22 protein-coding genes are annotated in these 19,236 nt (G+C 53.6%); 8 read left to right on the forward strand and 14 right to left on the reverse strand.

The features are described 5' to 3' along the window. Nucleotides 1-139: 139 nt before the first annotated feature. From NI000_RS22020 to NI000_RS22030, 3 genes are all read right to left on the reverse strand, one after another. Entirely contained in the window at nucleotides 140-379 is a 240-nt protein-coding gene (locus NI000_RS22020) for a hypothetical protein (protein WP_253413559.1), read from the reverse strand. A gap of 107 nt (nucleotides 380-486) precedes the next feature. Further along, the gene (locus NI000_RS22025; protein ID WP_253413560.1) at nucleotides 487-1,890 is read right to left on the reverse strand and encodes an MFS transporter; all 1,404 of its coding nucleotides are present in this window, start codon (nucleotides 1,888-1,890) and stop codon (nucleotides 487-489) included. 122 nt (nucleotides 1,891-2,012) lie between these two features. Then, nucleotides 2,013-3,203 (reverse strand): 2-methylaconitate cis-trans isomerase PrpF family protein, encoded by a 1,191-nt coding sequence (locus NI000_RS22030; RefSeq protein ID WP_253413561.1) that lies wholly within the window; start codon nucleotides 3,201-3,203, stop codon nucleotides 2,013-2,015. Between the two features lie 192 nt (nucleotides 3,204-3,395). Between NI000_RS22030 and NI000_RS22035 the strand changes: the two genes are divergently transcribed. After that, the gene (locus NI000_RS22035) at nucleotides 3,396-4,259 is read left to right on the forward strand and encodes a LysR family transcriptional regulator (protein WP_253413562.1); all 864 of its coding nucleotides are present in this window, start codon (nucleotides 3,396-3,398) and stop codon (nucleotides 4,257-4,259) included. 97 nt (nucleotides 4,260-4,356) lie between these two features. On the opposite strand, the gene NI000_RS22040 is transcribed toward NI000_RS22035, so the two are convergent. From NI000_RS22040 to NI000_RS22075, 8 genes are all read right to left on the reverse strand, one after another. Then, the gene (locus NI000_RS22040; protein WP_253413563.1) at nucleotides 4,357-6,003 is read right to left on the reverse strand and encodes an MDR family MFS transporter; all 1,647 of its coding nucleotides are present in this window, start codon (nucleotides 6,001-6,003) and stop codon (nucleotides 4,357-4,359) included. A gap of 8 nt (nucleotides 6,004-6,011) precedes the next feature. Next, on the reverse strand, nucleotides 6,012-6,452 hold the full coding sequence (locus tag NI000_RS22045; RefSeq protein WP_253413564.1) for a MarR family winged helix-turn-helix transcriptional regulator: 441 nt from the start codon (nucleotides 6,450-6,452) through the stop codon (nucleotides 6,012-6,014). A 228-nt stretch (nucleotides 6,453-6,680) separates the two neighbouring features. Continuing rightward, nucleotides 6,681-7,313: an NAD(P)-dependent oxidoreductase gene (locus tag NI000_RS22050; protein WP_253413565.1), complete on the reverse strand. Its 633-nt coding sequence runs from the start codon at nucleotides 7,311-7,313 to the stop codon at nucleotides 6,681-6,683. Nucleotides 7,314-7,368: 55 nt separating this feature from the next. Further along, complete coding sequence (locus NI000_RS22055) at nucleotides 7,369-8,022, reverse strand: DsbA family oxidoreductase (RefSeq protein ID WP_253413566.1); 654 nt, start codon at nucleotides 8,020-8,022, stop codon at nucleotides 7,369-7,371. Nucleotides 8,023-8,114: 92 nt separating this feature from the next. Then, nucleotides 8,115-8,543 carry an Rrf2 family transcriptional regulator gene (locus tag NI000_RS22060; RefSeq protein WP_253413567.1) on the reverse strand — a complete coding sequence of 143 codons (429 nt, stop codon included), beginning with the start codon at nucleotides 8,541-8,543 and terminating at the stop codon, nucleotides 8,115-8,117. 226 nt (nucleotides 8,544-8,769) lie between these two features. Beyond that, the gene (locus NI000_RS22065; RefSeq protein ID WP_253413568.1) at nucleotides 8,770-9,720 is read right to left on the reverse strand and encodes a nucleotide excision repair endonuclease; all 951 of its coding nucleotides are present in this window, start codon (nucleotides 9,718-9,720) and stop codon (nucleotides 8,770-8,772) included. Then, on the reverse strand, nucleotides 9,695-9,883 hold the full coding sequence (locus tag NI000_RS22070; RefSeq protein WP_253413569.1) for a GIY-YIG nuclease family protein: 189 nt from the start codon (nucleotides 9,881-9,883) through the stop codon (nucleotides 9,695-9,697). The genes NI000_RS22065 and NI000_RS22070 overlap by 26 nt, the downstream gene beginning before the upstream one ends. Nucleotides 9,884-9,939: 56 nt before the next feature. Next, nucleotides 9,940-10,809, reverse strand: coding sequence for a GNAT family N-acetyltransferase (locus tag NI000_RS22075; RefSeq protein ID WP_253413570.1), 870 nt, complete (start codon nucleotides 10,807-10,809; stop codon nucleotides 9,940-9,942). Nucleotides 10,810-10,993: 184 nt separating this feature from the next. Here NI000_RS22075 and NI000_RS22080 point away from each other — a divergent pair, with 184 nt between their 5' ends. The 4 genes from NI000_RS22080 to NI000_RS22095 all read left to right on the forward strand — a co-directional run bounded on the left by NI000_RS22080 (nucleotide 10,994) and on the right by NI000_RS22095 (nucleotide 15,238). Next, complete coding sequence (locus tag NI000_RS22080; protein WP_253413571.1) at nucleotides 10,994-11,914, forward strand: polysaccharide deacetylase family protein; 921 nt, start codon at nucleotides 10,994-10,996, stop codon at nucleotides 11,912-11,914. A gap of 249 nt (nucleotides 11,915-12,163) precedes the next feature. After that, on the forward strand, nucleotides 12,164-13,030 hold the full coding sequence (locus NI000_RS22085) for a polysaccharide deacetylase family protein (RefSeq protein WP_253413572.1): 867 nt from the start codon (nucleotides 12,164-12,166) through the stop codon (nucleotides 13,028-13,030). A gap of 88 nt (nucleotides 13,031-13,118) precedes the next feature. After that, nucleotides 13,119-13,682, forward strand: a complete 564-nt coding sequence (locus tag NI000_RS22090) for an RNA polymerase sigma factor (RefSeq protein WP_253413573.1) — start codon at nucleotides 13,119-13,121, stop codon at nucleotides 13,680-13,682. Further along, nucleotides 13,676-15,238, forward strand: a complete 1,563-nt coding sequence (locus tag NI000_RS22095) for a hypothetical protein (protein WP_253413574.1) — start codon at nucleotides 13,676-13,678, stop codon at nucleotides 15,236-15,238. The genes NI000_RS22090 and NI000_RS22095 overlap by 7 nt, the downstream gene beginning before the upstream one ends. Nucleotides 15,239-15,373: 135 nt before the next feature. Here NI000_RS22095 and NI000_RS22100 read toward each other — a convergent pair whose 3' ends face one another. Then, on the reverse strand, nucleotides 15,374-15,568 hold the full coding sequence (locus NI000_RS22100; RefSeq protein ID WP_253413575.1) for a hypothetical protein: 195 nt from the start codon (nucleotides 15,566-15,568) through the stop codon (nucleotides 15,374-15,376). 168 nt (nucleotides 15,569-15,736) lie between these two features. On the opposite strand from NI000_RS22100, the gene NI000_RS22105 reads away from it, so the two are divergent. Beyond that, nucleotides 15,737-16,078, forward strand: coding sequence for a helix-turn-helix domain-containing protein (locus NI000_RS22105; RefSeq protein WP_253413676.1), 342 nt, complete (start codon nucleotides 15,737-15,739; stop codon nucleotides 16,076-16,078). 99 nt (nucleotides 16,079-16,177) lie between these two features. Continuing rightward, complete coding sequence (locus NI000_RS22110; RefSeq protein ID WP_253413576.1) at nucleotides 16,178-16,396, forward strand: helix-turn-helix domain-containing protein; 219 nt, start codon at nucleotides 16,178-16,180, stop codon at nucleotides 16,394-16,396. A 72-nt stretch (nucleotides 16,397-16,468) separates the two neighbouring features. On the opposite strand, the gene NI000_RS22115 is transcribed toward NI000_RS22110, so the two are convergent. Further along, nucleotides 16,469-17,548, reverse strand: coding sequence for a copper amine oxidase N-terminal domain-containing protein (locus NI000_RS22115; protein ID WP_253413577.1), 1,080 nt, complete (start codon nucleotides 17,546-17,548; stop codon nucleotides 16,469-16,471). 198 nt (nucleotides 17,549-17,746) lie between these two features. On the opposite strand from NI000_RS22115, the gene NI000_RS22120 reads away from it, so the two are divergent. Further along, complete coding sequence (locus NI000_RS22120) at nucleotides 17,747-18,592, forward strand: DUF5643 domain-containing protein (protein ID WP_253413578.1); 846 nt, start codon at nucleotides 17,747-17,749, stop codon at nucleotides 18,590-18,592. 50 nt (nucleotides 18,593-18,642) lie between these two features. Here NI000_RS22120 and NI000_RS22125 read toward each other — a convergent pair whose 3' ends face one another. Further along, nucleotides 18,643-19,209, reverse strand: coding sequence for a DJ-1/PfpI family protein (locus NI000_RS22125; RefSeq protein ID WP_253413579.1), 567 nt, complete (start codon nucleotides 19,207-19,209; stop codon nucleotides 18,643-18,645). Nucleotides 19,210-19,236: the final 27 nt, after the last annotated feature.

The following is a 19,236-nucleotide window of genomic DNA, read 5'->3' on the forward strand; positions in this document are numbered from 1 at the left end:
CGTTTCACTCTCATCATGCCCGATTTGTTCCACGTTTTCAAACATGAGGCTGATCCGCCCGGAAAATAAAAATCGGAGCCCATAAAGGGGAGCTCCGATAATGAATGACCTGGACTTGGAGGAATGCCGGACGTCAACTTTACAATCGCGCTTTTCTTTGTTGGATAAGCCATGGTATAGACAGTAATAATAACGCAATCCCGACGGCCAAATACCGGCCTTTCCCCTCATACGAAAGGACAAGGACAAGCTCCCGCCAAGTTGAGGGGCCGGAATTGACACAACCATGACAGTAAGGATAAGCAAATATAAAGGGCAGTATTCCAATAAACGTAACAATGGTTCCGAAAAGCAGCAATACAACAGAAAGTTTTTTCATCATCAAGCCCCCTGTCTTCATTCCATTTTATCACAGCAATTGAAACCGTTTCATTCTCCAGACAAAAACAGGCCCGACCCGCTACCGCGGCCCAAGCCCATCCCTTTCTACATCACATCGGCTGTATTCGCTTTCAACTCCGGTGCGGATGAAGCTTCCTCCGTCCCGCGATATCGCGTGGACACCCCGAATACGGCAATAGCAGCCGCACACAACAGCCAACAGGCTCCGAAAAAGACAAACACGCTCAAATAACCGTACCCGGAATACAGGAAGCTGATAATAAAGGGACTGACCATATTCGCCAGCCGGCCGATGCCGTACGTCAGCCCGTTCCCCGAGCCGCGCGCTTCGGTCGGATACAATTCGGGTGTATAAATATACGCGATGGAGCTGAAGGTCCGCTCGAACATGTGCATCAAAAATCCGCATACAATAATGACCAGCGGCAGCGCCACCATGCCGTACAGCAAGCCGAGTCCCATAATAATCACGGAGAGAACGGCGATCGCCCACCTGCGCTCGACCCGGTCGGAAATACGGGAGGCGATAAAAGCGCCGAGCGGTGCTCCCAGCGTGCCCAAAGTGACGTAAGCGATCGATTTTTCAATCGTAATCCCCTGCTTGACCAGCAGCGTCGGCACCCAGGTGCCAAAACCCTGGATCGCGATGGTCGAGGTGGCCCACATAGTCATCAGCACGAGCGTTCTCCCCAGCAGCGAGCCTTTAAACAACTGGGAATACGGGACCGCTTTCTTCGCCGCATGGTGCAGCGAATCCCCGGATACCGGCTCGGGCGCCGGCAGCTTGCCTGTTTCCCGCTCGACTTCACGTTCGATTTTTGCCATAATCTCATGGGCTTTGTCCCATTGTCCGCGGGCTTCGTGCCATCGGGCCGACTCTTCCAATTTTCTTGCGATAAAGGGAAATACGATGCCGATGCCTCCGAAAATAAATACCGCCCTCCAGCCCCAAGGAGCCATCGGAATGACCGATTTGGCCACCCAACCTGCCGCAGGAATGCCGCAAATTCCGATCGTAATGCATAACGCCTGGTATTTTCCCTTGACCTTGGACGGAAAAAACTCGCTAATGTAGGTACTCGCCAAGATGGTAACGGCGCCGATGCCTACGCTGGTCAGAAAACGAAGGATACCAAGCGCTACCGGATTCCACGCCAACGCCGACAGCATGGAAAACGCCGAAAACCACGTAACCAGAAGGACCAGCCCTCTTTTTCGCCCGAAACGGTCCGAAAACCATCCGCCGAATGACGCGCCGAGAAACATGCCGAAATACGATACGGAAGTAATAAACGCGATCGTATTCGTGGTAATGTTCCACTCTTGCACAAGCGCCGGGGCAACATATGAAAAGGTGTTCAAGTCGCAGAAATCGAAGAAATAAGCAAAGGACAGGATCACAAGAACCATTTTATGAAATCTGGAAAGGGGCAGTCTGTCCAAACGATTTTTCACATTGGTCGAATTCATCGGATGCGTCGTATTCAATCGCCGTTCCTCCCTTTGGATAGTACCATCGTAATTCTAATTGAATGCGTTTTCAATATCGTTCGTGTTTTATCCCCGAGTCAGACTATGCAGACCCGGCAAAAATAGCAGAGCTGCACACCTTAGGCGCGTAGCTCCTCTTCCTGCTTCTGCAATACGGTTACGGGAACATGGGCGTAGCCCTCGATCAGCCTTCTCGCCGTCCTGCCGTTGGCGGCTCGCGTTACCGCCCAGTCGTCTCCGTTTCGTTCCACCGTCGCTTCCGCGTACAAAACCCCCGACGGGTGGCCGATCCGAATCCCCGACTCCGAGGCCTTAGCGAGTTGGTTCGGAATCGTGTCCGGTATGCCCGCAGCCGCGGCCAGAGCTATTGCTCCGCTGACGGCGTGCGCCCGGTGCAGCCGTCCCATCGAAATGTATCGCGAGACGATATCGATATCCTGCGAGCTCACAACCTTGCCGCCGCCTGCCGTATTATAGCCCGCCGGGGAAGCGACCATCGCAATTTTGGGCAGCGCATGAGTCGCTGCGGTGACGCTCGCTCTTTCCTCCTCCCGAATGAGCTCGATGCGGATGCCGCACTCTACCCTGATGCTTTCCAGCGTGTGCAGCAGCTCGCGGTTTCCGTTGATTTCGCTCTCTAACTCGGTTCCTTGCATCCCCACATCCTGCGCCCGGACCATCACCAGCACATTCCCGCAATCGACGATGCTTGCTTCGAATTCGCGGCCGTCCGGCAGCTTGACGATATCCTTTGGCCGCCCCGTCGGGAGCGTCTTGCCTGTAAACGTGCCGCCCGAATCCGGAAAATTAAGCATAATGCGTGCGGACGAGCCCGGAACGCCGTCAATCGTAAAGTCGCCTTCGTATTGGATTTGTCCGTTTTTCACCGGGATTTCCGTAATGATCAGTTTCTTGGTGTTCGTGTTAAAGACACGGACGGACGTCACCGGCTCCTTCAGCGGAACATACCCTTCCTCCACCGCGTATAAGCCGACGGCCGTAACGAAATTGCCGCAGGTCACATGATAGTCGATCACTTTGCTTTCGACGCTGACCTGCCCGAACGTGTAATCGATATGCGCGTCCGGATGCGAGGGCGGACCGACAAGGGCCAATTTGCTCGTCAAGGACGTGCCGCCGCCCAAGCCGTCGATTTGATTGGAATCGGGGCTGCCGTACATTCGCAGGATGACCAGATCCCGCAGATCGGGATCGCTGGGCAGGTCCGCCTGACGCAGAATCAATCCTTTGCTGGTCCCTCCTCTCATCATCACGGTCGGAATTTTAAGAATTTGCCCAAAGTCGTACATGTAAGTTTCCTCCGCATTTGCTGCCTGCTGAAGTTGGCGTTCCCTTGATGTGATAAAAGTAACACTGACCTTGAAATAGAACAAATACTTAAATTTTATGTAAATTCATAAATTATTTTGATGCCTATGGCGAATTGGTTTAAAATAGTTTCGAATCCGATCTGCCGATCTTGCATACGGGGGGGAGCTCTTGTGGACGAGAAAGACTGGCTTTTACTGCAAACGCTTTACGATAAACAAAATCTAACGAAAACGGCGGAAGCCTTATTCGTATCGCAGCCTTCTCTAAGCTACCGCATTCAGCAAATGGAGAAGGAATTCGGGATTACGATCATGCACAGAGGCAGACGGGGCGTGGAATTCACCCCGCAGGGCGAGCATTTGGCCAAATATGCGCAGGAGATGCTCCAGCGGCTGCAGCAGACGAAGGAATTTCTGCTAAGCATGGAAAACAAAATTTCCGGCACGCTCAAAATCGGCACCGCCAGCAGCCTGGCGCGGTATAAGCTTCCGGGGCTGTTGAAGCATTTTCACGGACGTTATCCCGATGTGGAATTTAAAGTGACGTCCAATCGCAGCTCCGAGCTGATCAATTCGGTGTACAAGCAGGATGTGCATATCGGATTTATCCGGGGGGATTATTCCTGGCCGGAGGAGAAGCATCTGATCATGACGGAGAACATATGGATCGTTTCCAAAAAGGAAATCTCGCTGGGCGAGCTGCCCAAGCTGCCGCGAATTATTTACAAAACGGACTGGTCTCTGGAGCATGTATTCGACAATTGGTGGAAGGAGACGTATTCCGCGCCGCCGACCATCGCCATGGAGGTCGATCACATGGAAACGTGCAAAGAGATGGTGTCGAGCGGATTCGGGTATGCGATCATCCCGGATATCGTATTGAACGAGAGCGAAGATATGTACCGCCTTCAATTGAGGACGAAGCACGGGAATCCGATTTTGCGAAAATCGTGGATGATTTACCGGAAGGAGTCCTTGCATATTTCGTTGATTAAAGCGTTTGTCGACTTTATCAAAGAACTGAAGCTGATGTGATGGAATTTATCGAATTCGATAGAAAACGTTTATGTCTTCTTGATTAAACCAAAAAAACGGACCCGGACCAACTCATGGTCCGAGCCCGCTTATAATGTTACCCGTTCGCCGGCTGCTTCCCGCGGAGGCGGGGCGACGGTTCGCGGTCCGTTTCCGCAGCTTCCTGCGGCTTCGGCCCTTGGCCGCCGCTTCCGGTGCGCAGCGGAATCTCCTTCAAGAAGAACGTCAGCACAAGCGCCACCACAAGCAGCGCAGCCCCCGCCAAAAACACATTGGCCAGCGAATAACTGAGCGCCTCGCGGAGCGAGTCGATCATCCGGCCGAACACGGTCTGCAGCTCCGGCGGCAGGGCTGCCTGAATCTGCGCCAGCTTCGGCTGATCGAGCAGCATCTGCGGATTGTGGAACGCGGCGAGCTTCTCGGCCACCTTCGGATCGAGCTTGCTCAAGTCGACGCCCCGCCCGCTTGCCAGAAGCTCCTGCAGCTTGTTCGTCATGCCCGTCGACATGATCGTCCCCATGACGGCAATACCGATCGTGCCGCCCAAGTTACGGAACAGCTGCGAGGAGGCCGTGGCGACGCCAAGATCTTTCGGCGATACGGCGTTCTGAACGGTTAAGGAAAAGACCGGCATTCCCAGTCCAAGTCCGAAGCCGAACACGATCATACTGAGCACCGTCACCGAGATCGTATTCATGTAATGCATGATCATCATCCCGATGACCATAATGATAATCCCGATAATCGCGATCCGCTTGTATTTGCCCGTTTTGGTAATCAGCTGCCCGCTGATCGCACTGGTCACAACCATCCCGATGGACATCGGCATCGTCACATAACCGGAATAGGTCGGCGAGATCCCCATTACGCCTTGGACGAAGAACGGCGTGTACATAAGCGCTCCCATCATCCCGGCGTTCATAATAAACCCGATGACGTTCGAGATCGTCACAATCCCGTTTTTGAACAACGAGAGCGGCAGCACCGGACTTTTCACCCGGCTCTCCACCCATATGAAAATAACCAGCGCTGCCAATGTACAGGCGAACAAACCGACAATTTGCGACGATCCCCAAGCGTACTTCGTACCGGCCCACGAGAACGCGAGCAGCATCGGCACGATCGTCAAGGTAAGGAACAGCGAGCCGAAATAATCGATCGATTCCGACGGCTTGCGCTCCACCTTCGGGAACATCGTCAGAATCATAATGAAAGCGACAATGCCAAGAGGCAGGAAAATCCAAAACACCCAGTGCCACTCCAAATGGTCGACAATATAGCCGCCAAGTGCCGGACCGACGACGCTCGCGAACCCGAACACCGACATCATGATCCCGGACCATTTGCCTCGCTCACGAGGAGCGAACAAGTCGCCGACGGCCGTAAAGGCCGTGGCCATAATAATCCCGGCGCCTACCCCCTGGATGCCCCGGTACGTAATCAGCTGAAAAATATCCACGGACGTCCCCGCCATGAACGCGCCGATCATAAATAAAACGATTCCCGTTAGAATAAACGGCTTCCGCCCGTAAATGTCGGACAGCTTGCCGACCAGCACTGTCGCAATCGTCGAGGTAAGCAAATAAATCGTGATGACCCATGTATAGTAGTCCATCCCGCCGAGCTTGGCAATAATCCGCGGCAGGGCCGTTCCGACGATCGTCTGGTTAATGGCTGAAAAGAACATCGCCGCAATAATGGCTATCATAATCGTGATTTTGCGTTTATACGATAAATGTTCCACGTACCTTTTTACTCCTCTCCCAATTGTTCCATGTTGTTGAGCATCTGGTTAAAGAAACGAAGATGCTGCCGAATCTCCTCCTCCGACAAACCGGCAAACAACGATTCGACGAGCTCCGTCTGCTGCTCTCCGAGCGCCCTTAGCTCGCTTAAGCCCCGTTCTGTCATCTCCAGGTACACGACCCGCCGGTCGTCTTCTCCCCGATACCGCTTAGCATACCCCTTCTCTACCAATTTATCGGCTTTAGCGGTAATCGCCCCGGACGTCAGCTCGAGCGCCTCGGCCAAATCGGAGACCTTCTGCGGCCCTCCGCGCAGCTGCCGGAGTACCATAAACTGGGCCATCGAAAGCGACTTGTCGATATGCCGGCTCCACAGAATCGACATTTCTTTGACGACCTTCCGGAACGTGCGGGCCAGTTCGGTTTTTAATTGATGCTCCTCGTTCATGAAAATCACTCCTTTCGTGTCAAAAGGTGCCTTCCAAGGAAGGTGCTTTTAAGACAAAACCATTAAATCACGAAATAATTTAATAATAAACAATTAAAATATTTACTTATTATACACTAAAGGCAATCGTTTGTGAAATTTTTTTGATCGGGAACGCCAAAAAAGGCGAGCCACCCACGATGAAAATCATCGCGGCGAATCGCCTTTTGTTCGAAATCGGAAGCCCTATTAATAGCCGACCGTAAACCGTTTGCGAGAGAAGCGCGGACGCTCCGCCTCATCCAGCATAGCAACGGCGTAGTCCTCGGCCGAGATGCGGCTGTTCCCTTCGGCATCCGTTACGAGCCGATTTTCTTCCGTGCGGTATTGACCGGTTTTTTCTCCCGGTTGAATTAATGCGGCCGGGCTCAGGTTCGTCCAATCCAGCTCGGAGCCGTGGTATACCTCCAGCGCATCCCGGTGCGCCAGTGCGATTCCCTTCCATTCGGCAGGGAATTCCGGCGTATCAACCAGCTGCACGCCCGGAGCCACTTCCAGACTTCCCGCACCGCCGACTGTCAGCAGACGGCTGACGCCGGACTTTTTCGCCGCTTCGACCAACGCTTGGGCGGCTTGAACCAGCTTCTCCTCTTGGCCGTGCGCCGGACCGTAAGCGCTGATCACGATGTCGTGACCGGCTGCCGCTGCGGCGAGATTATCCACGTTCGTAACGTCTCCTGCTACAACCTTCAGGTTCTCGTTTTGCTTCGTCACGCGAGACGGATCGCGCACGATAGCCGTCACTTGATGCCCCCGGTTCAAAGCTTCCTCCAGTATCCGCTGTCCGATTGTTCCCGTTGCTCCAACCAATGCAATTTTCATCGTTCATCCATCCTTTCGTCCTATAAAATGTTATGGTGATCAAATGTTATCGTGGTTAATCGCATTCTCCATCCACGGTGCAGGACAGCCCTTCGGCGGCCTTGCCGGCTTGACCGGCCAGTTCCTCGGCGATCACCTGCTCCAGCGTCTCCCGGTTCGCTACGCCTCTCAGCACCTTATTGCCGATAAAAAACGTAGGGACGGCCGTGATGCCGGCTTCTTGGTAAGCATGGTTCAGCGCTTGTTGATGAGCTTCCTTGTATTTCCGCGTTTCCAGCGCTTCCCGGTACTCGGCGGCATCCAGTCCGATTTCGCCGGCCAGCTTCGCCAGCACGTCCGGGTCCCCGATATTTTGCTCCTCCTGGAAGAAGGCCCGGAACAGCCGGTGGTTGTACTCGTTTCCTTTGCCGTGCTCCTTGGCGTATTGATACCCTTCAAACGCTAGGTGGGTGTAAGGATGCGGGGAAACCCGAGGCAGCTTCATATCGATCCCCATCCGCTGCGCATAAGGAGCGATGGATTGCTCGAACATCCTCAATTTCGGCGGGTCGTTCCATGGGTCCAGCGGCTCGGTCGGGCTTGGGCGAAGCTCGAAGGGCATCCATTCCACCTCGACGTCCTTGCCCTGCACGGCCTGCTCCAGCGGTCCTTCCGCCAGAAAGCAGAAGGGACAAACGTAGTCCGAATACACTTGAATTTTAACGGTCATTGTTAAATTCACCTCCTTAATAAAGTCGTCCGAGTCTCTTCTTTCCATTCACATGTAACCACATTAGTTACAGGTCATGGCAAAAAAAAGGGTTACCGGTCACCCCGCACCAAATCGAACACAATCTGGTCTAACGTAACTTTCGCCAACTCGTCCTCCATGGCCGACTCCGCCCGTTTGAAGACGGTGTCCAACGTACCTTGAATATTTTGCCCGACAGGACATTTCGGATTCGGCTTATCGTGCGCCGCGAACAGCTCCCCCGGCGGGTCGTTCTGTACGGCGCGGTACACATCCAAAAGGTTAATCTCCTGGGGCAGACGGGCCAGCGATGCGCCGCCGACGCCGGGACTCGTATGCACCAGCCCGGCTTTGCCCAGCAGACCGATCACACGGCGGATCACCACCGGATTCGTGTTGACGCTGCCCGCGATAAACTCCGACGTATTGCGGCCTTCTTTATTAATATCGAGGAGAGCCAAGATGTGAATCGCTACGGCAAAACGACTGCTGATTGACAATTCATATCCTCTCCTCTCCGTTAATTCCACCACCTGTAACTATTGTAGTTACAATTGTTCGTTTTGTCAACCCGTAAAAAATGATGCCGAATTATTGTTACCAGTCGGCACCCGGGCCATTCATACCTATTTTCCTCGGCGGCATCGGCTCCTCTCCCGGAAAACAAACAAAGCACCGACCGTTTGTCTGCGGTCCGTGCTTATTTTATTAGGCCTCGCCGTCCGCTCACGGCTTCTTCCCGTCGCGTCCGACCCGGTATTCGTAGTTGTCCTTGCACAATTGCAACAAATCGTATTTCAAGCCGCGCTTGGGCGTCGTAATTTTGATCGCCCGGCCTCCCGTTCGCCGCAATAGGGCACGTAACGAACCGGGATCGCTCACTTTGTTCACGATGAGCTCGTCCGGCCCCTCGGTTTCCCCATAACGGCTAACCAGAAAACGGTCGCAAGCGACCTCGCCGTAAGCGCGCTCCAGTTCATGCATCTGAAAATCGCGCAGCATGCCCTCCTGCACCTTGGCAATCAGCACCCGCTCCTCGCCGAAATACAGCACATCCTGATGGGTCGAGCCTTCCCGGTCGACGATCTGCTTCTCCGGCATTTCCTCCAAAATGCGCAGGTGGCGGAGCATGCTGCCCGCTTTCTCGAATTCCAGACGCTCGGCGTACTCGCTCATCTTGGCGCGCATCGCGGGAATCAGGTTCTCTCCCCGGTTCAACAGCAGATCAGCCGCCTGCCGCGCCGTCTCCCGGTAAGCTTCCTCCGTGATTTTGCCTTCGCATACGCCGCTGCACTTGCCGAGGTGATAGAGCAGACAGACGCGCTTCGGCATCTTGTCGCACGTCCGCAGCTTATAATGCTCCGTGACAAAATCGAGCACGGCATCACGGAAGCGGGCGCTCCGGTAAGGGCCGAAGCGGTGTTCCTTGCCCGAGGCAGCGGCTTTGTCCGCTCCGCCACTGCCGCGCACGGTCCGGAGCCTGCGGTCCCGGTAGTATTCGGTCAGCCGCGGAAACCGCTCGTCCGTCATCTGCAAATAAGCATAACCGCTGTTATCCCGCTTGAGCGCCCGGTTGTACGGGGGCTTATGGATTTTGATCAGATTGTTCTCCAGCAGCAGACTTTCCGACTCGTTGTTGACCAGCACCACTTCAATGGACGCGATGTCCTGCACCATTTGATGAATGCGTCTGCGCTGATCCCGGTTTTGGAAAATACGAGCGCAGACGGCTGCGCAAATTTTTGGCTTTGCCGACGTAAAGGATGCGGCCTTCGGCATTTTTCATGATGTAGCAGCCCGGGCGTTCCGGATATTCGCCCGCTTCGAACTGAAATGGCATCGCAAACTTCCCCTTTTTTGCGCGGTTCCGCACACGGCTCTCCCCGCACGGTACCTTTAGAGGCTTTTGTCCATTTTAACCTGCTCCACAGCGACCGTAAACCCTCCCGCCGTCAAAACCTCCGCGCAGACAGACGTCTTCGACAAGTTAAACGCACGCTTCCGCAGCGCGTCGGCTCCGGCAAACACTTCTGAGCACAAGAGCCGGACGATTCCGCCCGTATCCAGGGCGTCCGGGCCCGTTACGCATTGGTACAAGATCGTCGAGACATGCTCGCCGGACGCATCGTACGCCCGCTTGGCTAGCGCATAGCCCATAGGACGGCCCTGCAGGTCGGACGCGATAACGGTATGCCCGTCCTTCAAGCTTTGCCATCCCGTCTGCCACGCGGAGTTTGCGTTGTAGAAAGGAAGCCGCGCCGCCTCATGCGGCCCGGACCAGCGGACGGTATAGTCCCCGCGCGGAAGCTCCCCCGGCTGCCAGGCCTCCGCCGATTCCAGCAGCACCAATTGATCGGTTACCTCGTAGCCCATGTGCCGGTATAAGGCAATAGCCTTTTCGTTCTGCTTGAACGCTTCGAGCGTCGCCAGCGATACGCCCTCCTCCCGGTACAGCCGGATGGAGGCGTCCAGCAGCTGCTTGGCGACGCCAAGCCTGCGATGGGACACAGTGACGGCTGTTCCCCCGTTCCAGACCGTTTTGACGCCGTTCATCGTACGGATGCCGTTCAAAATGATCCCGACCGGCTCGTCCCCGTCAAACGCGACAAAGGAATAGTCCGCCGACAAGCTTTCGGCCACCATTCGCGCCAAGAACGCATCGACCGTCATGACGATCTGGACATAGTAATCCTCGAATCCTTTGTTCCATACCTCTACCGCTTCATTCAACGTACATTCGGAAAGCCGCTTCACCGTAAGCTCCATTGCCATTCCCCCATTACGTATGACTTAGGCGGAACATGACGTTCCCCTCTCTACTCCCTAGATTCTCACACCGCTCCCTGAATTGCAAGATGCTGGAATTCTCTTTTCCTGTAAGGGAACAGCGGAGCGCTTTCCCGCGTCTATACCATGTGCGCACAACACATCAATGCATAGGAGACCACGCATGAAAAGATTTATTTTAAGTATCGCTATCCTCTTGGGTATCGTTTCCCTTCTGCTTTTGCTGACCGCACTCAAGCTGTCCGATATCACAACGGTAAGGCAATCGCGGCAACCTGAAGCCAAAATCCATTATGAAAACAAAGTGATCGTTCTGCTGTATCATGACGTCCAAGAACCGGATGCGGCCGGCATGCCCCGCCTCTTGACGGTCACGCCAAACCAGTTCGATGCTCATCTCAAGGCCCTGAAAGATCACGGTTATCAGATCATCGGCATGGAAGACTACGTCCGCTTCGCCCGGCAAGGGAAACCGGTTCCCCCGAATGCCGTCGTCCTCACCTTCGATGACGGATACGAATCGTTTTATACCCGCGCGTACCCGATTCTGCAAAAGCACAGCGTCCCCGCATCCAATTTCGTGATCGGAGCGCCGTCGGATACGAACGATCCCAAAAAGGGGCAGTATTTGACGTGGAGCCAGATGCGCGAGCTGATCCGGGCTGGGCATGGCATTTACAGCCATACCTACGATTCGCACCGCATGGTCGATACTGCGCCGAAAGGCCCGCAGCAGCCGGCTCTCACGCATCCCGTCTATCTGGCTCAAATGAAACGGGCAGAATCGGCCGAAGAATTCCGCAAGCGAATTCTCAGCGATTTGACCTTCATGAACGAGCGGCTCCGCACCGAGCTTGGCGACCGTTCGAAGTTGCTCGCTTTTCCGTACGGGGCGTACGATAAAGAAACGCTTCAAGCGGCGGATGAAGCAGGCATCGAGCTGCTGTTCACCACCCGCGAAGGCATTAATACCGCCGCAGATCGGCTGGTGCACCGGATCGACGCAGGCGAGCCGTATATAACCGCGGACGCCTTGATCGCGACGATAAGCAAGTACCACAAAATGAATGATAACAATCTTTAAAAATATGGAGGATGTCCGGAAGCCGGCAGTAAAAGTCTTAACCTTGCCGGCGGCTGGCACATTCGCTTTTATTGAAGCTTCCCCGTGTTTTGAACGGCGGTCATGACGGAATCGATAAGGTAAGTTTTGACCGTCATGACACGTTCCCCTCTCTGCCCCCCTTGATTCTCATTTGAATCATTTGAACCGCCCGCCGCTTTCGTTCGCCTATATCACGTGCGCACACCACATCAAGCTTAGAAGGCACGCATGAGAAGGCTTATCCCGGGCGTCGCCTTTCTGCTGCTCTTGCTGACCGGGGTCACGCTGACCGGACACACGCTGCAGTCGGAGGTCGAAGGCCATTATCAAAATAAAGTTATCGTTCTGCTGTACCATGACGTCCAAGAGCCGGAAGCCGCCAGCTTTCCGCAGCCGTCGACGGTTTCGACCGTCCAATTCGACGATCATCTGAAGGCGCTGAAGGACCACGGCTACCAGATCATCGGCATGGAAGACTACGTCCGCTTCGCCCTACAAGGAAAATCCGTTCCCGCCAACGCCGTCGTCCTCACCTTCGATGACGGGTACGAGTCGTTCTATACCCGCGCGTATCCGATTCTGCAAAAGCATGGCGTTCCCGCATCCAACTTTATGATCGGAGCGCTGTCGGATACGTATCATCCCGATGCGGAGCCGCATCTGACGTGGGACCAAATGCGGGAGCTGGTCCGGGCGGGATACGGCATTTACAGCCATACCTATGATTCGCACCGCATGCCCCATACCGCCCCCGGCGGACAGCCGCAGCCGGCCTTGACCCATCCCGCCTATCTAACCCAGCGGAAGCGGGCCGAGTCGGGCGAAGAGTACCGCAGGCGGATTCGCAGCGACTTGACGTTTATGAACGAGCGGCTCCGCGCCGAGCTTGGCAATCATTCGAAGTTGCTTGCTTTTCCGTACGGGGCGTACAATGAAGAGACGCTTCAAGCGGCGGAGGAAGCAGGCATCGGGCTGCTGTTTACGATTCGCGAAGGCATCAATACCGCCGCGGACCGGCTGGTATACCGGATCAATGCGGGCGAGCCGTACATGACGGCGGACACCTTGATCGCAACGATAAGCAAGTATCATTAAAGAAAACTCAAAATTTTTTGCGGAATCAATGAACCGGAGCCCCGTTTCGTTCGCCTATAAGGTAGAGGAAGTCAGGAAGGTGACGTAAATGGATCAGGAAAAGCTATATATGAGGCAGTGCAGGAACGGAGATAAAGAAGCTTTTTTCAAGCTGGTCGAGCCGTTGTTAATCCGCGTCTACAGCACGTCCGCCGCGATACTGCGTTCCTCGCATCTGGCGGAGGATGCGGTACAGAATGCGTTGCTCGAAGCGTATCAAGCCATTATGAACGGCAAAAATATCCGCAATTTCAAGAGCTGGTTCAATCATTTGACCGCCTGCCGCGCGCTCGATCTGGCCAGGCAGCGTTCGAAATTGGCCAGCCGGACCGGCGATCTGGAGGAGATTGAAGTCCCGGACGAGCAAGCCTCCCCGATCGACGCGCTCATTCGCAAGGAAGCGGGCCATGAGCTGCTGGAATCGGTGATGTCGCTGGACATCAACCACCGGACGGTCGTTATTTTGTACTATTACCAAGAACTGTCTCTTGACGAAATCGTCGATGTGCTCGGCGTGAAGAAGGGCACGATCAAATCGCGGCTGCACGCCGCCCGCTTGAAATTGAACGAAAAAATGATGCAACCTAATCCAAAGCAGGTGATGGAATGTTGAAATCGACGCGCGATAAACAAGTCAAAGAAGAGCTCACCCAATCGCTTCAAGAGCTTCCGGTCCCGGCATCGCTGCTTCAATTCGCCAAGGACGTTCCGGATATGGCGAAATCGATGCCTGCTATCCCGGCCCGCAGGCCGATCCGGCAGCGCAGCAGGAAGGCGCGTTTTACCATTGCCGCGGCCTGTGCGTTGGCCGTAGTCGCTTCGGTCGGCGCCGCCCAGGTTTCCCCGACGTTTGCCAATATGGTGAAAGGCCTTCCCGGCTTCTCCGGCGTGTTAAGCTGGCTGGATGAAGTACGGGGCTATGACGGCGTCCGCAATGCGCACTCCTACGGCTATGAACCGGCCGAGCCCGTCGTGAAGCAGTTCGGCGACGTCACCATCGGCATCAGCGATGTTTATTTGACCGGCGATAAGCTTTCCTACAAGACGTTCGTCAAATCCGACGAAATCAAGAAAAACGCGATCAAACGGGATAACGGCTATTTGGATGTGGACCAGAGAAAAATCACGAATTATACCATCAATAGCTATGACTTCGAGGAAGCTATCGGTCAAGGCAGCGGGGGCACCATCGAGTCCGATGACGCAACCAAGGAGCCAATCCAAGTTGAAACTTCCGAATTGTCCCTGACGCCGCAACAAGTCAAGGATTTTATAAACAAGAACCCGAAGGAACTGCGGTTTAAGGTATACGAGCATCCTCCTGGAAAAAGCTCAAAGTTCTTGTTCGATATCAGCGTGCCGTTCGATAAGTCACAATGGCGCGAAGACCTTATTGTTCCGCTTCATCAACAGGTTGAGGTGGCCGGAGACCCCGATCTTCCATCGTTTACCTTGGACCAGCTCAAGATCACGCCCACAAATACGCACCTTGATGTGAAAATCGAGCAGGGCTCAAACTATTATTTGGAATTTAGACAGTTTGGCGATTATGAGCATAAATTGGAGCCTTATCTTACCGACGATAAGGGGAACAAATACCGGCTCAATGTGGATAGAGTGCAGAAAATGTATGATAGCCTTGCTCAGCCTGGTGATTGGGACGGCAACAAAATGGAGTTCATGTCTTCGCCTTATTTCGACCCGTCCGTGAAGCGGCTAACCTTGCACCTGAACGGCTTCCAGCTTACCGAAAAAACGCCGAGCGCCTCATTTACGCTCTCGCCCGGCGAGAAGCTGCCGAAAACGGTGCGCTTTAAGGATAAACAATTTACGATCGTCGGGACCTCTTATAAAAAGGGTTACCTGTGGCTTAAAATCAAGAAGGATCGTCCGGAAGACGTCCGCTTGGGCATCCAGTTCGACATTCCTGAGGACCTCGAGAAAGCTTATCAAGAGAAAATAAAAAATACACCGGAATTGAATGAATTGTACGGTCGGCGTCCCGGCGTTGCGTTAATCGACGGGGTGGCTCGGTCCGAACGGCCGGAGGATGACTATTTCGAAGCCGGCATCATGACGCCCGAGCAGGACTCTTACGAAATTACCATGATGCGCAACTCCAACCCGATCCCGCTGAAAAAAGAGATCACGTTTGAAATTAGAAAGTAGAAGTCTTAACCTTGCCGATACTCGGCACCATCGGTTTTATTGAAGCTTCCCCGTGTTTTGAAACGCGTTCATGACGGATCACACCGACATGATGCGGGCAAGGCACGGGGTGTTTTTTTGGGGGAAATAGCAGCATTACGGTTCCATAATAATGGCTACCCATGGATGTTGCTCCAGTACCAGCCCTACCTTTTGAATATGGTAGGAGATGCCTTTATACGATACGTTATTGATTTCATTCAAGCCTCGCACAAAACTCCATATATCGGCGATCCGGCTCTCGTAGGTTTCATCCGGCATGATCCAACGTACGGTAATTTGATTATTCACGTATTTCCCTCCATTTTTCAAAAAAAATTCATGATTCATGAACTTTTATTCCAAACAAAAATTTGTCTGCAATATCCAAATCGTTTAAAGTATATTTAACAGTTCATTTTCATGCGCAATCATTACTATGACTGGTATAGCACTATAAACATTGGGATATAGCGAGTGATGACCATGTTTGGAGGACGGCTTCGCCTGCTGAGAAAGGCACATAAGCTTACGCAAGAAGCTTTAGCCCATAAGCTTCAAACCGTGAAATCTACCATTTCACAATACGAAAACGGCGTGAATGAACCGGACTACCGCACCTTGCTTAAAATCAGCGAAGTGTTCCAAGTCAGTACGGATTATTTGTTGGGGAAAACGGACATTCCATTATGTCATGGTTCGGACTTTAATTCTACAGATGAAGTGTTTAAGCAACTATCCGAAGACGAAAAAGCGTTCCTGCTTGGAAGCCTTGAAATTTACCGTAAAAGCAAACCGCGCTGGGAAAAAGGCAGCAAGTAATCTGTTGGATGTCAAAAGCTTTGATTCACAGAACATAAAGTTCCTAAAACTTATTCTAACGGAACTTTATGTTCTAGTCAAGTGTTTAAGGAGAATCTTATGCCTACCATCGCCGAACGATTAAAAGAGCTACGCGAGCAAAATCAGGTCAAACGAGAGGAACTCGCCCAAGTCCTCGGGGTTTCCATTCGTTCAATCAGCCATTATGAGTCGGGCAACAGACGGCCGGATTATGAAGGTCTTCTTGCTCTTGCAGATTATTTCAACGTTAGCCTGGATTATCTCGTTGGCCGCTCCAATGATCCGGAAAGACACTGACGGATGTGAAAAAACCTTGATTCGGGTACGACCAGCCGTCACCCAAATCAAGGTTTTATTTATTTTATCCCGTTATTTATTGGTAATAATAACTGTTTGGGACGAAGGCTCCCACTTCACTTCCGCCCCCAGCGCCTCGCCGATGAAACGGACCGGGACCATCGTATGACCGTTCACGATCTGCGCCGGCACTTCCAGCGTTTTGGCCGAACCGCCGACCGTGACATTTTTATCGCCGATTTTCAAATACACCGTCGTCGTTCCTTTCTTGGCTGTCACGGACTGTTCCTTTTCGTTCCAGTCGATCGTGGCGCCCAGCTTTTCAAAAATCGCCCTTAGCGGCACAAGCGTGCTGCCTTCGACGATAACCGGCGGCTGCTCGAAGCTTTGCGCGGTACCGTCAATGGTTACCTTAATGGCGTCGGTGCCGCCTGTGGACGCTTCGAAACGGAAGGTATCGCTACCGAATACCGGCGTGAAATCAACCGACGTTACGATACTCTCGCTGCTGCCGCCACGCGGATCGGTTGTGGTTTCTTTCAGCAATATGCCGGTTTCTTTGTCGAACCATTGCTCTCTGGCCGGGGCGATCCCGTTTTCCACTCTCTCGATCCCTTCGGCATCCGTGAATTTTCGATTCAATGGCTTGCTTGCCCCCGACAGGTGATAGGCGGTCCGGCCAAGGAGCGTTTCTTCTCCTTTAAAAACCGGAGCTTCGTTATCTTCTAACAGTGACTTAAGTTCTCGCTTGGACATCTTGGAGAAGCCGTCCCATTCCATCCCCTTCAACTTTACTCCGCTTGTTTTCCCTTCCGTGATGAAAACTCCGTCGTCTCCGTTGATGATCGAAGTGCTCATCGTTTTGCCGCTTCCGTCATAGTTGACCTCCGATCGGTATCGGGCATTCGGCACATCCTCCCATTGCTTGTATGACACAGCCTTGCTCGTTCCATTTTCGAACGTGGACGTCTCCTTCCATTCCAAGTAAAACGGGCTCGGCTTCTTCCCTTCGATTTCCTTGGCGACCTGCTCAAGGGTTAATGCGCCGGTTCCGGCTCCTGCCGGGGCAGCCGTCGCTCCGTAAAGAGGCACCGCCATGGCAAGCAATGCGAGACCTAGCCCTGCGGACACCCATTTTCGTTTGTTCAACATCATCATATCCTCCATCTTTCCATATAAGGGATTGCGGCGGTGCTGATTTTTCGCCCCGAATCATCGCCGCTTGGGCCGGACGAAAACACCTCCTTATCTTAAGGCGAAGCAAAATTGAATTCGGTTCACCCATGAACCGAGCCGCCGGTTCGTTCGCCTATAAGGTGTACGACCCAAAAAGAGGAGGAGCAAACCACAATGAAAAAAACAACCATTGCCGTATTAAGCGCAGCCGTATTATTAGGAGGACTCGCACCGCTAGCCGTTCGGGCCGATGCAACCGCCGTTTCCGCAAACCAAACCGCCGCAGTGCCGCTTGCCACTCAAGACGCAGAAACCTTCAAGTTGAACCCGGCCATCCAAAAGCAGTACGGCGGGGCCACGTTCACGTTGAAGTCGCTGTCGGCCTCTCCGGAGACGACCGAATTTGTCTTGGCCCGCCACGTCCCGGATGGGATCGCGAAAGAAATCGATGAACAGCTCATGAAAATGAGTTATTTGGTCACGGACGACAACGGATGGATTTACGAATACCAAAAGGCTAGTGAGCAAGGACAGGAGCAGCCGGACGGCTCTTTCGTGCCCCACTATACCGAAAATGTGAAGCCTTTGCAGGGCAAGCCCAAGGAACTGACCATTAGGCCGTATGTAGGAGGCTGGTACGACGATACAAGCACGATGTTCTCGGATAAAGCAAATGTGACCGCGCCATTGACCGGTCAATATCCGCTGACGCTCGATCAAGGCAAAATCGGCAGCATGTCGGTAACCGGCGTGGACTTCGGCAAGGATAAAACCATTCTGAAACTGGCGATCGCCGGAGAAACGGCGTCCGTTCAGAAGACGGGCACTTGGTTGGTACAAAACGGGAAGCAGCTTGATGCGGCCCGCACGGAATTGGTTGGCGTAGAGCACGGCGTCTACCAGTACGAGTTGGAGTTTCCGGCCGTGGACCCGACAGCACAGCTTGAGGTGCTGACCAAGCGCATGACGCCTGTGACGTTCCTGAAGGAACTGGAGATGAAGGTTCAGCTTCCTCAATAACGACAACAACCCGCAAGGAGTTACGCTCCGCGCGGGTTGTTTTTTCACTCTTACAATCCTTTGCCTACAGGCTGAATCGTTCTCAGCACTTGTGCGGCGACCTTCGGGCCGATCGCGGACGCGATAACCCATTCCGCCAACTGTTGGGCGGCCAGGCAGCCGGCAGCGGTCGCGATTCTTCCGTCGCTGACGAAATCTTTGGCGACCACCTTCACGTTCATTTTCTCCAGCATCTTCCTGCGGGTCGGGTACGTCGTCGCTTCTTTACCATCCAGCAACCCGAGCGCCCCCAAAATGAGCGCCCCCGAGCACATCGAACCGATCCACTGCCTGTCCGGAGCCAGCTTGAGGCGAGACACGTACTCCGGGTCTTGAATCAGCTTCGGGACCAGTACGCCGCTTGTAAACAGAACCGCGTCCATCTCTTGCAGCTCGTCGATCGTCCCCATCGTCTGGATCGGGAGCCCGGCATCGGACACGTGTGTATCCTTGGTCCCTACGATCTTCACCTGCCAATCCTCCACGCCCGCGACGGAACGGACACGATTCAACAAGTCCCACGGCAGAAATAAATCCAGATCGGTAAACCGATCAAAAATGACCAAGGCTATTTTCACGCGAATCTCCCCTTCCCCTTATAAATC

The sequence above is a fragment of the Paenibacillus tyrphae genome (genome assembly GCF_024158745.1).
Classification (GTDB): domain Bacteria; phylum Bacillota; class Bacilli; order Paenibacillales; family NBRC-103111; genus Paenibacillus_G; species Paenibacillus_G tyrfis_A.

Bases quoted from the DNA above. Each gene is read 5' to 3' on its own strand.
- NI000_RS22055 (WP_253413566.1), bottom strand. From the start codon at position 8,022: ATGACCGTTAAAATTCAAGTGTATTCGGACTACGTTTGTCCCTTCTGC.
- NI000_RS22095 (WP_253413574.1), top strand. From the start codon at position 13,676: ATGTTGAAATCGACGCGCGATAAACAAGTCAAAGAAGAGCTCACCCAA.
- NI000_RS22050 (WP_253413565.1), bottom strand. From the start codon at position 7,313: ATGAAAATTGCATTGGTTGGAGCAACGGGAACAATCGGACAGCGGATA.
- NI000_RS22030 (WP_253413561.1), bottom strand. From the start codon at position 3,203: ATGTACGACTTTGGGCAAATTCTTAAAATTCCGACCGTGATGATGAGA.
- NI000_RS22075 (WP_253413570.1), bottom strand. From the start codon at position 10,809: ATGGAGCTTACGGTGAAGCGGCTTTCCGAATGTACGTTGAATGAAGCG.
- NI000_RS22070 (WP_253413569.1), bottom strand. From the start codon at position 9,883: ATGCCATTTCAGTTCGAAGCGGGCGAATATCCGGAACGCCCGGGCTGC.
- NI000_RS22120 (WP_253413578.1), top strand. From the start codon at position 17,747: ATGAAAAAAACAACCATTGCCGTATTAAGCGCAGCCGTATTATTAGGA.
- NI000_RS22085 (WP_253413572.1), top strand. From the start codon at position 12,164: ATGAGAAGGCTTATCCCGGGCGTCGCCTTTCTGCTGCTCTTGCTGACC.
- NI000_RS22065 (WP_253413568.1), bottom strand. From the start codon at position 9,720: ATGGTGCAGGACATCGCGTCCATTGAAGTGGTGCTGGTCAACAACGAG.
- NI000_RS22090 (WP_253413573.1), top strand. From the start codon at position 13,119: ATGGATCAGGAAAAGCTATATATGAGGCAGTGCAGGAACGGAGATAAA.
- NI000_RS22105 (WP_253413676.1), top strand. From the start codon at position 15,737: ATGACCATGTTTGGAGGACGGCTTCGCCTGCTGAGAAAGGCACATAAG.
- NI000_RS22045 (WP_253413564.1), bottom strand. From the start codon at position 6,452: ATGAACGAGGAGCATCAATTAAAAACCGAACTGGCCCGCACGTTCCGG.
- NI000_RS22080 (WP_253413571.1), top strand. From the start codon at position 10,994: ATGAAAAGATTTATTTTAAGTATCGCTATCCTCTTGGGTATCGTTTCC.
- NI000_RS22110 (WP_253413576.1), top strand. From the start codon at position 16,178: ATGCCTACCATCGCCGAACGATTAAAAGAGCTACGCGAGCAAAATCAG.
- NI000_RS22115 (WP_253413577.1), bottom strand. From the start codon at position 17,548: ATGTTGAACAAACGAAAATGGGTGTCCGCAGGGCTAGGTCTCGCATTG.
- NI000_RS22020 (WP_253413559.1), bottom strand. From the start codon at position 379: ATGAAAAAACTTTCTGTTGTATTGCTGCTTTTCGGAACCATTGTTACG.